Raw genomic sequence first — 13,163 nt, forward strand, 5'->3', positions numbered from 1 at the left:
GACGACTCCGCTCGGCCGTGCCGTGAAGCGCGCTCTGGACATGGCGTTGTCGCTCGCAGGGCTCGTCGTGCTTCTGCCGGTAACGCTGCTCGTGGCGGTCGCGGTGAAGCTGGACGGGCCCGGTCCGGTCTTCTTTCGGCAGGAGCGCGTCGGGCGGGGTGGGGAGATTTTCCGGATCTGGAAGTTCCGCACGATGGAGCTCGCTGTCGAATGCGAAGGTCCCTCGATCACGGTGGCGGGCGATAAGCGCGTAACACGCGTTGGCCGGTGGCTGCGCAAGTGGAAGCTCGACGAGCTACCCCAGCTCATGAACGTGTTCGCGGGCAGTATGAGCTTGGTTGGGCCGAGACCGGAAGTCCCACGATTCGTAGCGTTGTATGACGAGGATCAGCGTGCCGTCCTGGCCTTTCGGCCGGGCATCACGGATCCGGCAACACTGGCCTACCTTGACGAGGAGGACATTTTGGACGGTGTGGCCGACTGGGAGTCGTACTACGAATCCACCGTGATACCGGACAAGATCGCCGCGAATCTGCAGTACATGTCGAGGGCAACGATAACGTCGGACCTGGCCATCCTCGTGCGCACAGTGCTGAGGATACTGCATTCACCCGAGGGGGAGGATGACTGGCTTCCCTCCAGCCAGGTCCAGCTTCAGGAAGAGTCTCGCCGCTAGGAGCCCATGAGATCCCTCTTCGCCCTCCTGCTGGCCACACTCTTCGTGGTCGGAGGGCTCGTGCGCAGTCAGACGACCGTCATGGAGGTGTACCTGCAGGCGTTCGTGGTTGCGACGCTGGTTCTGTTCGCGCTCTACATCGGCTTGGTGAGCGGGTCTCACGTGCGCTCTGCGACGCAGACGATGCCACGCATCGTAAAGTTCACAGGGATCGTGTGGGCAGTCACGGCAGGGGTCGTCGCTTACGGCATGCTGTTGTCCGTGGAAGGTGGTTGGGACAACCGCACGGCCATCGCGCTCGCGTCTCGCAACACGCCCCTTGCGCTGCTGCCGGTCTTTGCGTTCACGCTGCGGCGCGAGCGTGAGTGGCGCGTGGCGATGTGGTTCTTCGTGGGCATCGGCGTGGTATCGGCGCTCGTGGACTTGTCGTCCGTCGACGCGTTCGATACTCGGCTCACACGCTTGGTATCGGGGGAGTTCCACAACGTATACCACCACTACGCGCTCATCGTGGCGGTATTGGCGGTGCTCTTGCTGCCGGGCAGCGGGACCGTGCGGACGGGACTGTTGCTCGTACTTCCTTTTCTGCTATGGCGCACTATGCTCTCCCTCAGCCGCGGCCCGGTGGTGATCGCGGCACTCGCGTTCCTGTATGCGGTGGTCTTCTCCACGCCGCCGCGGGCGGGTCCGCTCTTGAAGCGTGGCTTCATAGCTGTCGCCCTAATCCTGCTCGCTTGGACGCCGCTGCAGTCGCTGACCCAGACTCGCTTGGCGGATGCGTACGAGGTCGCTTTCCTGAATCGAGCCAGCTACGCGGAGTGGGCTGTGAGCTACCGCTTGGCGGAGCTTCGGTCGGCTCTGGCGTACGGCGGGGTGATGGGCGAGGGGTGGGGCGCGTCCGGCGACTTCTCTGCGGCCCTCAACTACACGAATTCTGCCCAGGCGGTCACGACCAAGTCGTACGTGCACAACCTGTTCGGCTTCGCGTGGTGGAAACTCGGGGTCATCGGGGGCGCGCTGGTGATCAGCTTGGTCGTATACACCGTGCGCAACATCAAGCTGTCGGTCGACCTGGGCGACCGAACCGGGGTGATCGTCGGCGGCATTCTCTTGATGTGGCTGCTGCACGGCATGTTCAACATGGACTTCGCTCGCACCGAGGTGAATCTGCTCGTGGCTGCGACGATCAGCTACTTCGTCTCCAGGTCGTTCTGGGGTGAAGCGTTCTTCGAGCGGGAGCCCGTTGGCCCCCGCTGAGGCGGAGAGCGTTCACCGGCTTTCGGTGAGCCGCCTGCTGAGCGGAAGTGTCTGGGCCTTTGGCGGCCGCGGTCTCGGAACCGTGCTCGCGTTGCTCATCAATGCCTTCCTTGCCCGACTCCTCACCCCCGATCAGCTCGGGGCCTATTTTCTGGCGTTCAGCGTAATGACCGTATTGGTGCTCGTGGCTCAGCTCGGGGGCAAGCCGACGATGGTCCGGTTGGTCGCCGCGAGCCGCGCGACTGACCGCGACGGACGGGCCCGAGCCGCGGCCGGACGGGTCGTCCTGCTCGGACTCCTGGGTAGCGTCACGGTAGGCTCGGCCTGGTGGCTTCTGGGGGGCGAGTTGGCCGGCCGGCTCTTCGAGTCCGAGGACATCGGGCGGGTTTCTGGATTGATCGCGATCTGGGTCGGAGTGCTCGCGCTCGCCGAGCTGCACACCGAGGGGCATCGGGCGCTGGGAGATATCCGCGCGGCCGTGCTTCTCGGCTGGGTCGCGAACAACGTGGTGCTCGTCCTCGTCTTGGCGGTTGTGCTCGTCTCTGGGGTGAGCTTCGGTTTCCGGGCGGCGCTGGTAGTCTCGATCGTCGGAGCCGCGGTGACGCTGCTGATCGGCGCGGGGACACTGTGGAGGCGCCTATGGGCGCTGCCGCGAGGCCAGATCGCGCTACGGGAGGTCCTGACGGTATCGATGCCGCTTCTTGGCACGCACTTGCTTCTCTTCGTGGTCGGCCAGAGTGGTCTGTGGATCCTCGGCGCACTACGCCCGGAGGCGGAAGTCGCCCTATACGGCGCGGCATTCCGTCTGGTGACCGTCGTGAAGATGCCGCTCCTGATCGCGAACGCGGTCGTACCGCCCTTCATCAGCGACTACCATGCTCGAGGAGAGATCGAGGCTCTCGAGACGACGCTGAGAGGCACCGCGACCGTCGCGGCGCTGCCCGCGCTGGTGGTGCTGGCCGCGTTCGCGATCGCTGGCGGACCCATTCTGGGTGTCGTCTTTGGCGATCCGTACCGCGACGCGGCACTGCTGCTGGCCGTTCTGAGCCTCGGGCAGGCGGTCAACGTTTGGGCCGGATCGGCTGATATCACGCTGATGCTCACCGGCCACCAAATCCCAATGCTGAGGGTGACTGCGATCAGCGGTGGCGCGGGGATCGTCGGTGCTATTTGGGCGGGCTCGCAGTACGGCGCTGCCGGGGTCGCCTGGGCGGCGGCCGCAACCTGGCTGCTCCAGGCGATCCTGATGCTATCGCTTGCCCGCAGGCTCGTGGGTGTGCGCCCTGGCGCGTCGTTTGCGCCCGCGTCGTTGAAAGCGGCGTACCAGCTGGTCATGCAGGGGCTCCGGGGCGGGGCCCAGGGGCAGGGGCAGGGGAAGGGGAAGCGGAAGCGCCGGTAGGGAAGTCCGAGGAACCGCACCATGGGTGGTTCCGTGGGCATGCTTCGATAGATTCTCCGCGGACCTACACACCTTCCAAGACCGAGTTCCTATGCCGGACATGGTCAGCCTCGTGCTCGACGGACCGCGCTCCATCGATATGCGACGCCAGGCGATGCCTGTGCTACCGGACGATTCCGTCCGAGCTGAGGCGATCGTCACGGGGGTGAGCGCAGGCACGGAACGCATGTGGTACGACGGCACGAACCCCGCTATCAAGAGCGGGCGTCGCGGATATCCGTACCACCCGGGTTACGAGTTCGTGGGTCGGGTCGTCGAAATGGGCCCGGAGGTGGTGGACATCGAGGCCGGCGAGCTCGTTATCGCGATGAAGCCTCACGGAAGCCATGCGATTCTGGGTCCTGCGGATTACTGGGCGGTGCTCCCGGACGACATCTCCCCCGACGATGCGGTTGCGACCGCCTTGACCGCCACCAACCTGCACGCGCTTCATCGTGCGGGCCCGTTCGCAGGCGACGCGGTTGCCGTGATCGGGATGGGTACTCTCGGGCTCCTTTGCTGCCAGGTGCTGCGCGCCACCGGAGCGGGAGAGGTGATCGCGATCAGTCGCTCCGCGCGGAAGCGCGAGCTCGCCATCGAGTTGGGTGCGAGCCTGGCGCTCGACCCCGCCGACCCGGAGCTGACGGAACAGGTGCTCGACCGTACCGGCGATCGGGGCGTCGACGTCGCAATCGAGTGGGCAGGGGTCGACTCGGCGGTCCACACGGCGATGCGGGTCGTGCGAAATCAGGGGCGGGTCGTGGTGGGGGGCTTCCACATCGAGCACTTCTCGGTCTCGGGTGAGATCTTCTTCTCGAAGGAGATCACCGTGCACAGCGTGCGCGGCTCCGGAAGCACCGCGACGACAAGCGAGTTCAACCGCTGGAGCCGCCGTGAGAACTTCGCCGCCGCCGCGAGCCTCGTGGCGTCCGGACTCGTGGTGGGGAAGCCGCTCGTCACGCATAGGGTTGTGGCCCCCGACCTCGCGGCGGCATACGACATCGTTTCCTCGCACGACCAAGAATTCATCCAGGTCGTGCTCGACTGGACTGACTCCGTGTCGTGACGATGGCGTTCTCTTTTTTCGCCTGGACCACCATCGCGTTGGTCGTCCTCACGTGGGTGGGATACCCACTCCTCCTGCACGTGCTCGTTGCAGTCTGGGGCCGCCGAGGGACGGACATGGGGACAGACGTAGCGGACGGAAGGCCTCCGTCCCTCACCCTGCTCATTGCCGCGCACAACGAGGCGGCTGTGCTCGAGCAGAAGCTCGAGAACTCGCTGGCTCTGGATTATCCTGCGGATCGCTTGGAGATCCTCGTCGCCTCCGACGGGTCTTCCGATCGAACCGTGGAGATCGCACGATTGTTCGCCTCCAGGGACGCACGCGTGCGCGTATACGATGGTGCTGGGGCGGGCAAGACCGCGACTCAAAACGCTGCGGTGGCACTCGCGACGGGAGACATCGTCGTCTTCACGAACGCTGACACGATGCTGCAGCCGGACGCTCTCGCCTTCATGACCAGCCACTTCGCCGACGAGGCTGTCGGCTGTGTGGGTGCCCGCATGCTGTGGAAGGACCCCACGCGGAGTCAGACCGGTGCCGGTACGAGTTTCTATTGGTCGTTCGAGCAGATGCTCTGGTCTTTGGAGAGTGCCCTCGGCGTGCTCGCTTGGGCTCCCGGAGCGTGTATGGCGGTGCGCCGTTCGCTATTCGAGCCGATGAACCCTGACTTCGGTGAGGACGTCGTTCTCCCGATACAGCTCGCCGGCCGCGGAGCGCGCGTGGTGTACGAACCGCGCGCGGTAGCGATCGAACAGGCCCATCGAGAAGCTGGAGCAGAGTTTCGGGTTCGCACGCGCATGGTGCTGCGCAGCTTTTCGGGCACCATGGCGGGGCTGCGCGAGCTGCCCTGGCGATCGGCTTGGACCGTGGGACTCGTCGTGCTCGTTCACAAGGTGTTTCGCTGGCTCACGCCGTACTTCCTCGGGCTGGGGCTCGTGGCGAGTCTCGGGCTCGCGATCGTGGCGGGTGACCTACTGTCCCTGAGCTTGCTGGGCGCGCAGCTAGCGATCTACGCGATGGCGACGGCCGGCTGGCTGATGGACCGCGTGGGCCTTCCGGCGGTTCCGCCCTTGACCTGGGTCTACTACTTCATGCTGTCCGTGCTCGCATCGGGGCTCGGGGTCGCGCGGGCGGTCCGCGGCGAGCGCATGGGCCGATTCGGCCCTGAGATCGGGGAGGGTCTAGGATGATCCGAGCGGCGGAGCCGACCCGGCACGCAGTCATCGTCGCCTTCTGGGCGGTGCTCACCCCCCGACAGATCCTTTTTCTGCAGACGCTCAAAGAAGAGGGATGGCGGATCACGGTGTTGGCGTGGGATCGCGAGGGCAGCGGGAAGGGGCCGGTTCTGCCCGAAGGGTTGGTCGACGAGGTTCGGCTGATATCGTTGCCCGCGCCTGCGTGGAGCTTGCGTCTGCTTGCCAGGCTGCCGCGCTATTATGCCAGGCTGTTGCGTGAGGTCGAGCGGATCCCAGGCCGGCCGATGTGGATTCTGACCCACTTCCTGCATCTCCCCATCGCCCGCTTCCTTCGCGGGCGCGTGCTCTACGACGCCGCAGAGATGTACGCAGTCGATATGGGTTTTTACGCGGGCCCGTTGAGGCGGGTGGCTACCTCCATGCTCGATCGTATCGAATTGCTGTTGGTACGGGGCGTGGACGGCATCACGACGGTCGACTCTCTGAACGGTTGGCTGGAGACGCGGTACCGGGGCATCGGGAAGCCCGTGCAAGTCCTGTGGAACCTGCCCGCACGAAGTGATGACGTGGTTCCGGGGCGCAACAGGACGCTCGATTTGACGGGCTCGTCGGGCGCCTCCGCTGGTTCCGGGGCGCAGGAGAGCCGGAAGCTGGTCGCCTATGCCGGGGGGCTCATGAAGGAGAAGGGCTTCCGTGTCATCCTGGAGGCGGCGGCTCGTGTGCTCGAGGTGTGCCCCGATACGCAGTTCGTCTTCTATGGTCGCCTGAAGGACGATGAAGCGGCCGTGAGTCGCCTGCTCGACCAGCTGGGACTCGGAGAGGCGGTTCGCTTCTTCTCCCACGTGCCGTATCCGGAGCTGTTGGTGGAGCTCCAGAAGTGCAGCGTGGGATTGGCGCCGTACCAGCCTGTCTATCACTACCCGTTGGTCTCCTCGGGGAACGCCCGCAAGATCTTTTCGTACATGCAGGCCGGCATCCCTGTGGTCGCCCCCGACTTCGGCGAGATCGGGAACGTCGTGCGTGAAGTGGAGTGCGGTCACTTGGTCGACACCGAAGATCCAGAGGCGCTTGCCGATGCGGTGATCGACCTGTTGGTGCACGCCGAGCAGGCTCATGCGATGGGCGAGAGGGGCCGCCGCGCGTTCGAGACCCGGTTCAGCTGGGAAGAGGAGCGCAGCAAGCTCATGGGACTCGTCGACTCGCTTGCGAAAAACGGGAAAGCTGCGGGCGAATGAGCGTTGATTCACAGGAGCACTTTGCGGAGTTCGGCGAAGGTTGCGTCATCCAGCCCGGCGCAACCGTGGGGCTTCGCTACAAGGAGGGCTGCGAGCCGGTGGTCCTCGGTGACCATGTCACCATTCGGTCCGGGTCGGTGATCTACGCCGACGTATCGATCGGCGAGGCTTGTCAGACCGGTCACAACGTGATGATTCGTGAGAAGACCAGCATCGGCAGCCACGTGGTGGTCGGCACCAACACGGTCATCGACGGTCACGTCGACATCGGCGACTTCGTGAAGATCGAGTCGGCGTGCTACATCCCGACGCATGTGACGATCGGGTCACGCGTCTTCTTCGGGCCGGGCGTGGTGCTCACGAACGATCGGTATCCGCTGAAGGATCGACCCAACTACCGGCCGGAGGGTCCGATCATCGAGGACGGAGTGACGATCGGCGCCGGCGTCGTCGTTTCGCCGGGGGTCCGGATCGGTGCGGGCGCCTTCATTGCGGCGGGGGCGGTCGTCACCAAGGACGTGGCGCCCGGAACGCTCATCAAGGGCGTGCCAGGGCGGGCCTTCCCCATGCCGGACAAGCTGAAGGAGAGCAACATGGCGCTCTCGTGGCGCCCGTTTCTCGAGGACTGATGAGCCCTCTCACGGTTGGGATCATCGGGTGTGGAAAGCAGGCGCCCAAGCATCTGCGTGGCTTCCAGGCCGATCGTGATGTCGAGATCGTGCTCGGCGACATCGACGAGGCGCGTGCCCGCGCGTTGGCCGAGAGCGAGGGCGTCCGTTGGGCGCCGGTCGACGAGATTCTTGCCGACCCGAGCATCGCCGCAGTTGATCTGTGCACGCCGACGACTACCCACGCGGGCCTGATCGAGCAGGCCGTTCTCAGCGGTAAGGCGTTCCTTTGTGAGAAGCCGCTCTGCCAGACGCTCGCTGAAGCCGAGCGCATCGGACGCGCAGTGCTGGCCCACGAGGCCATCGGCATGGTCGGCTTCGTCTACCGGCTCGTGCCCGCGTTCGAGGTCGGTGCGGAGGTCATGAAAGGGGTGGCCGAGACAGGCACCAGCGCGGTGCTAGGCCGCGTGGTATCCGCGACGTTCCGCATCGGAGGTCGGGGATCACATCGGCTCTGGAAACACCGGCGCGAGACCGGAGGCGGGGCGATCAACGAGATGCTCGTCCACATGCTCGACCTCGCGCTCTGGTACTTCGGAGATGCGAGAGAAGTCGTAGTGCACCGGCGTGAGCTGTTACAGCCCCAGCGTGTGATCGACGGAGTGGAGTATGCTGTGGATGCCGAGGACTACGTCGTGGTGAGCGTGCGAACCGAGAGCGGAGTGGAAGTGCTCATCCAGGCCGACCTCATCACTCCGGCATTCAGCCAGTCCGTCGAGGTCCAGGGCGCCAATGGCACGTTTCGTGGCTCGATCACCGCAGACGCACTCTCGTTCGTGCATACGCTGAAAGCGGTCGAGGGCTGGCCCGCTGGCCGGAACCTGATCGACACCACCCAAACCGATTTCTTCCAGGCCGAAGTGCGCACGTTCTTGGAAGCCGTGAGGGAAGGGCGAGCCCCGGTGCTGGGCAATGTGTTGGACGCCGTTCGACTCATGCGGGTCGTCGAAGAAATCAGAACAGCACCCGTTCGATGACGCAGAGGAAAGAGGTCTCGATCGCGAAGATCGAGCTTACCGAGCATGAGATTGCGGCCGCGACAGCGGTGCTTCGGTCCGGCGCGCTACGCCAGGGCGCACAGTGCGCCGCCTTCGAGGACGAGTACGCGGAGTACGTGGGGGCGGAGCACGCGGTCACGTGCGCCAACGGCTCAGCCGCGCTGCACCTGCCGTTCTTCTGCATGCTCGATCCGGGGGACGAGGTGATCGTGCCGTCGTTCACCTTCATCGCGACCGCGAGCATGGTGGCGCTGACCGGCGCGAAACCGGTGTTCTGCGACGTCGACCCGGACTCATTCCTACTCGATTTGGGACTGGCGGAGGATCTCGTCACCGAGCGCACGAAGATGGTGGTGCCGGTGCACTTGTTCGGGAATCCGTGCTCGCGACGGGACACACGAGCGTTTGCGGATCGCCACGGGCTCGCGGTCGTGTGGGATGCCGCCCAGGCTCATGGAGCAAGGCTGGACGACTCCGACGTCGGTGCGTGGGACGACGCGGTTGCATACTCGTTCTACCCCTCGAAGAACATGTTCGTCGGCGAAGGCGGGATGGTGTGCACAAACGACACGAATCTCGCCGAGCGCTTGCGCGAAGCTCGTGCCCACGGGCAGACGGGCAAGTACTACCACACCTCGCTCGGCTTCAACTACCGGATGACGGATGTAGAAGCCGCCATCGGACGCGCCCAGCTGACGAGGCTCGACTCGATGCTGGAGGTGCGCCGGAGCGCCGCGGCGATCTTGCTCGAAGGACTCGAAGGGGTCTCGGGCGTCACGCCGCAGCAGGTCACGCCCGGATCCTCACACGCATGGCACCAGTTCTGCATGACAGTCGATCCCGACGTCACGGGCGTGACCCGGGACGCTCTCGCCGAGCACTTGCTTGGAATGGGGGTGAGCACGGCGGTGCACTATCCGCGCGGGCTCCACCAGCAGCCGATCTTCCGTGAGATGTACGGCGATTTCGAGATGCCGGTCACGGACCGGCTCGCGGACCGGATCCTAGCGCTGCCAGTACACCACGGGCTGACTCCCGACGACGCTCACTACGTCGTCGCTTGCGTGCTCCGGGCGGTGTCGGGAGCGTAGGGGTGGGGGGCTCGAGACACGGGGATGAGCATCGACCGCGGGCGTGAGGAGGCCCGCATCCGCGCGGTCTACACGAAGCGAGATCGCACCGGGAAGCGGGCGCTATCCGCCTCGGAGCGACCCGAGAACCGATTCTGGCGAAAGCGACGTGAGCAGGTCGCGCGCGCCTTGCTCGCCGACGCCGGCTCCGGTGACCTCTCGAGCGCTGAAGTGCTCGACGTGGGCTGCGGAGCAGGGGACTGGCTCCGCACGCTTTGTTCTTGGGGAGCCGACCAGGGAAAGCTCCACGGAATCGATCTGCTCGAGGATCGCATTGAGGCTGCACGCGCGGCTGAGCCGGTCATCGACTTTCGTGTTGGCAGTGGATGGGCGCTGCCGTTCGACCGGGCGAGCATGGATCTCGTGTGCGCGAACACCGTCTTCTCGTCGATTCTCGAGCCCGATGCTCGGGACGCGCTGGCCGGCGAGATCCGGCGTGTGATGAAGCCGGACGGTTGGGCGCTCATCTACGACTTCCGCGTGAGTCACCCGCGCAATCCGGACACCGTCGGGATAGGCAGATCCGAGGTGCGTCGTCTCTTCACCGCCTTCGAAGCACGCACTCGCTCGCTGACCTTGGCCCCGCCGATCGCGCGCCCCCTGACGCGGGTGTCCGTAGGCTTGGCGCGTTTCGTGGAGGCCGGAGCGCCGTTCCTTCGTACGCACGCCCTACACTTGCTTGGTATCCCCCTTCCCCCTACCGTCCCCTAGCGCCACCCTTCCCGCATGGACCGCAAGTTGAAACTCGCGCGTCAGATCGTCGCGCGGGGCGTCGGCGCTTGGGAAGAGGATGACTTCGAGGCTGCGCTCAAGACGTTTCTCGGCGTGCTGGAGGACTTCCCGCACTTCGCCGACGTGCGCAACAAGGCCGGGCTGTGCGAGGCGATGTTGGGCCGGCTGGAGAAGGCTCTTCTCCACTTCGATGCCGCCCTGGAGAGGAATCCCTCGTACGCCGAGGCGCACCTCAACCGTGGCATCGTTCTGAACGAGCTGGGTCGACACGAGGAGGCGCAGAAGGCGTTCGACCAGGCCGGTCAGATCGACACGCGTGACTCGAGGGCGTTCCCGTCCGACGTGGGCAATCGGATCGCCGTGACGCACGCGCAGCTCGGGGACTTGTACCTGACCGTAAACCGTCCGGAGGAAGCGGCCACGCACTACGAGGCCGCGATCAACGTGCGGCCTCGCTTCATGGATATCCGCACCAAGTTCGCCGAATCTCTCATCAACGCCGGCGATCTCGACAAGGCGAAGACCGAGTTGGAGGTCATTCTCGAGTCATGCCCGGGATTCGTGGGCGCTCGGATCCGGCTCGGGGTCGTGCTTCAACGCACAGGGGACTCCGAGCGTGCGATTCGGGAGTGGGAACGGTGTGCGGTCGACGATCCGGAGGACATGCGTCCTCGTGCGTACCTCGCATCTGCAGGCGTGATGTTCCCGGATGTGCACAGCAACCCGGACGGTGACGCGTCGGGCGCAGACGTGGAGAGGAGCACGGACTAGCGGCCCGATCCTTGCTGCTATATTCCGCAGCAAACCACGGACTTCTGACCCCTCGACCACGAACCCACTCCCATGACGTTTCGCCGCTTCCTCACGCTTGCCGCGATGTGCGGATTCACTGTCGCCGCGTGCGTCACGCGCACGACCGAGGAGAGCGCGTTGCGTAGGGGCGACCAGGCGTTCGCACTCGGCAACTACGAAGAAGCTCTCGCCGAGTACCGGCTCGCGGTACGACAGGGTGCGAACGACCCGGGCACCACAGTGAGGGTGGCGCATACGTACGCGATTATGGGTCGGGTCGACGAAGCGAGCGCCTACTATGTGGAGGCGGCGTCGAAAGAAGAGGGGCTCGCGGATCAAGCGGTCGCCGACCTCATGCGCCTCGCGCGCGAGGCGCTCGCCAGCGGGGACCGCTTCGCGATGGCGACCGCCGTCGAGACCTCGCTGCGGCTGCGCCCTGGGCTCGGTGTCGGAGAGATGTCGCTGCCGCTCGCGCGCCACTACTTCGGGAGTGGGGAGTATGGCAGGGCCTTGCCGTTCTACGAGAACGCGGTGGCCGAGGCAACCGATTCCGTTCCGGAGATCGTCTTCGAAGTGGGACTGGCGTACGAGGAGATCCGTGATTGCCGTCATGCGCTGATCTACTTCGAGCGGTTCCGGGAGATGGTTCGGCCGTGGGAGCGCGGCGAGGTCGACTGGTACATCGGGACGTGCGCCTTCAACCTGGCGCGCGAGCTACGGGGGCGCTCCGCGCTGAAAGAAGAAGAGCTCGAGCAGGCACTCATCCTCATCGAACGAGCGGTGGAAGTCGGTGAACCACGCAACATTCAGGCTCAGGCCTGGTTTGAGAAGGGCGACATCTTGGCCGAGATGGGGGAGTGCGAGCTCTCCATGGACGCGTACGCCCAGGTTCGCTATGCCGACCAGGCGGGTTCGCTCGTGGCGCGTGCTCAGCGAGCCTTCGATCAGATCCGGTTCGGCCGCGGGTTGGACCCCCTTCGCGACGGACGCTGTCGCTGACGCTGCTGAGGCTGTCGCCGGCATGCGGCTCAGCCGCATGTGCTTGAGCACGCTCCCGAGGCGTTATCTTCTTGTGCTGTGCCGCGCTCGCCCTGGCGGCTCGGCTCAATGAGTAGCCACGTTGTAGCGTCCACAGTCTCCAGCCCGATGCGTTCTCTTAAACCACGATCGTTTCTTGTCGCTCTGATTCTGCTGGCAGCCGCGGCGTGCGGCGGCGGGTTCAATAGATACCAGGGCATGGATGCCGACGCCTTGTATCGGCTGGCGACCGAGGAATATGCCGAGAACGAATTCGACAACGCCGCTGATGCGCTGGATCGGCTATTGCTCGCCTATGCGGATTGGGATCGCTTGCCGGAGGCCCGCATGCTGCTCGGGCACGCACGCTACGCCGACCGTGACTACCTCACGGCCCGCTCCGAATACGTGCGATTCCTCGACCGCTACGGAGGACACGCCGATGCGGTGATCGCCGCGTTGGGCGTGTGTCGGTCGCTCGCGGCGCTGTCGCCGGACATGCCGCGCGACCAGGTTTTCACGCGCGACGCCATCATTGTGTGCCGCAACGTGGTGCTGGACTACCAAGGGACTCCTGGGGCGATCGAGGCTGCCGGGCTCGCGAACAGGATGCGGCTGAAGCTGGCAGAGAAGGAATACGACACCGCGGACTTCTACTTTCGTCGCAAGATGTGGGACTCGGCGATCAAATACTACGAATTCGTAACGAGACTGTACGCTGAAACCGAGTTCGCACCCATGTCGCTTGCGGGGATATACCGCGCGAACGTGGCCATCGGGTACGAGGACGAGGCCGAGGCTGCGAAACAACGCCTGCTCGAACGGTATCCGGAATCTCCAGAGGCTGCCGCGATGCGGGGTAATGCATCGGGGTCCTGACGGGTCCGGCGTAGTTCCGCTCCGCCTCGGCCTCTTCGGGGGCCCCTTCGATCCTCCCCACAACGGTCCCGTCTCCGTG

At 65.2% G+C, this 13,163-nt stretch carries 13 protein-coding genes; all 13 read left to right on the top strand.

All coding sequences use genetic code 11. From position 1 onward, the window contains the following. Positions 1-40: 40 nt before the first annotated feature. The 13 genes from IIB36_16775 (at position 41) to bamD (ending at position 13,084) form a co-directional block, all read left to right on the top strand. On the top strand, positions 41-676 hold the full coding sequence (locus IIB36_16775; protein MCH7533391.1) for a sugar transferase: 636 nt from the start codon (positions 41-43) through the stop codon (positions 674-676). 6 nt (positions 677-682) lie between these two features. Continuing rightward, entirely contained in the window at positions 683-1,933 is a 1,251-nt protein-coding gene (locus IIB36_16780) for a hypothetical protein (protein ID MCH7533392.1), read from the top strand. Beyond that, positions 1,920-3,332 (top strand): lipopolysaccharide biosynthesis protein, encoded by a 1,413-nt coding sequence (locus IIB36_16785; protein ID MCH7533393.1) that lies wholly within the window; start codon positions 1,920-1,922, stop codon positions 3,330-3,332. The genes IIB36_16780 and IIB36_16785 overlap by 14 nt, the downstream gene beginning before the upstream one ends. 91 nt (positions 3,333-3,423) lie before the next feature. Then, the gene (locus IIB36_16790) at positions 3,424-4,437 is read left to right on the top strand and encodes a zinc-binding alcohol dehydrogenase (protein MCH7533394.1); all 1,014 of its coding nucleotides are present in this window, start codon (positions 3,424-3,426) and stop codon (positions 4,435-4,437) included. Further along, positions 4,434-5,627 (top strand): glycosyltransferase, encoded by a 1,194-nt coding sequence (locus IIB36_16795; GenBank protein ID MCH7533395.1) that lies wholly within the window; start codon positions 4,434-4,436, stop codon positions 5,625-5,627. Before IIB36_16790 ends, IIB36_16795 begins: the two co-directional genes overlap by 4 nt. Beyond that, the gene (locus IIB36_16800; GenBank protein MCH7533396.1) at positions 5,624-6,868 is read left to right on the top strand and encodes a glycosyltransferase; all 1,245 of its coding nucleotides are present in this window, start codon (positions 5,624-5,626) and stop codon (positions 6,866-6,868) included. The genes IIB36_16795 and IIB36_16800 overlap by 4 nt, the downstream gene beginning before the upstream one ends. Next, positions 6,865-7,497 (top strand): N-acetyltransferase, encoded by a 633-nt coding sequence (locus IIB36_16805; protein ID MCH7533397.1) that lies wholly within the window; start codon positions 6,865-6,867, stop codon positions 7,495-7,497. Before IIB36_16800 ends, IIB36_16805 begins: the two co-directional genes overlap by 4 nt. Continuing rightward, complete coding sequence (locus tag IIB36_16810; GenBank protein MCH7533398.1) at positions 7,497-8,513, top strand: Gfo/Idh/MocA family oxidoreductase; 1,017 nt, start codon at positions 7,497-7,499, stop codon at positions 8,511-8,513. Before IIB36_16805 ends, IIB36_16810 begins: the two co-directional genes overlap by 1 nt. Then, positions 8,510-9,625 carry a DegT/DnrJ/EryC1/StrS family aminotransferase gene (locus IIB36_16815; GenBank protein MCH7533399.1) on the top strand — a complete coding sequence of 372 codons (1,116 nt, stop codon included), beginning with the start codon at positions 8,510-8,512 and terminating at the stop codon, positions 9,623-9,625. The genes IIB36_16810 and IIB36_16815 overlap by 4 nt, the downstream gene beginning before the upstream one ends. A gap of 24 nt (positions 9,626-9,649) precedes the next feature. Then, the gene (locus IIB36_16820) at positions 9,650-10,375 is read left to right on the top strand and encodes a class I SAM-dependent methyltransferase (GenBank protein ID MCH7533400.1); all 726 of its coding nucleotides are present in this window, start codon (positions 9,650-9,652) and stop codon (positions 10,373-10,375) included. Positions 10,376-10,402: 27 nt separating this feature from the next. Next, the gene (locus tag IIB36_16825; GenBank protein ID MCH7533401.1) at positions 10,403-11,167 is read left to right on the top strand and encodes a tetratricopeptide repeat protein; all 765 of its coding nucleotides are present in this window, start codon (positions 10,403-10,405) and stop codon (positions 11,165-11,167) included. 72 nt (positions 11,168-11,239) lie between these two features. Next, a complete protein-coding gene (locus tag IIB36_16830; GenBank protein MCH7533402.1) occupies positions 11,240-12,187 on the top strand; it encodes a hypothetical protein in 948 nt (315 codons plus the stop codon). A gap of 147 nt (positions 12,188-12,334) precedes the next feature. After that, positions 12,335-13,084 carry an outer membrane protein assembly factor BamD gene (bamD, locus tag IIB36_16835; protein MCH7533403.1) on the top strand — a complete coding sequence of 250 codons (750 nt, stop codon included), beginning with the start codon at positions 12,335-12,337 and terminating at the stop codon, positions 13,082-13,084. Positions 13,085-13,163: the final 79 nt, after the last annotated feature.

This window comes from Gemmatimonadota bacterium, assembly GCA_022560615.1.
Taxonomy (GTDB): Bacteria; Gemmatimonadota; Gemmatimonadetes; order Longimicrobiales; family Gaopeijiaceae; genus UBA1138.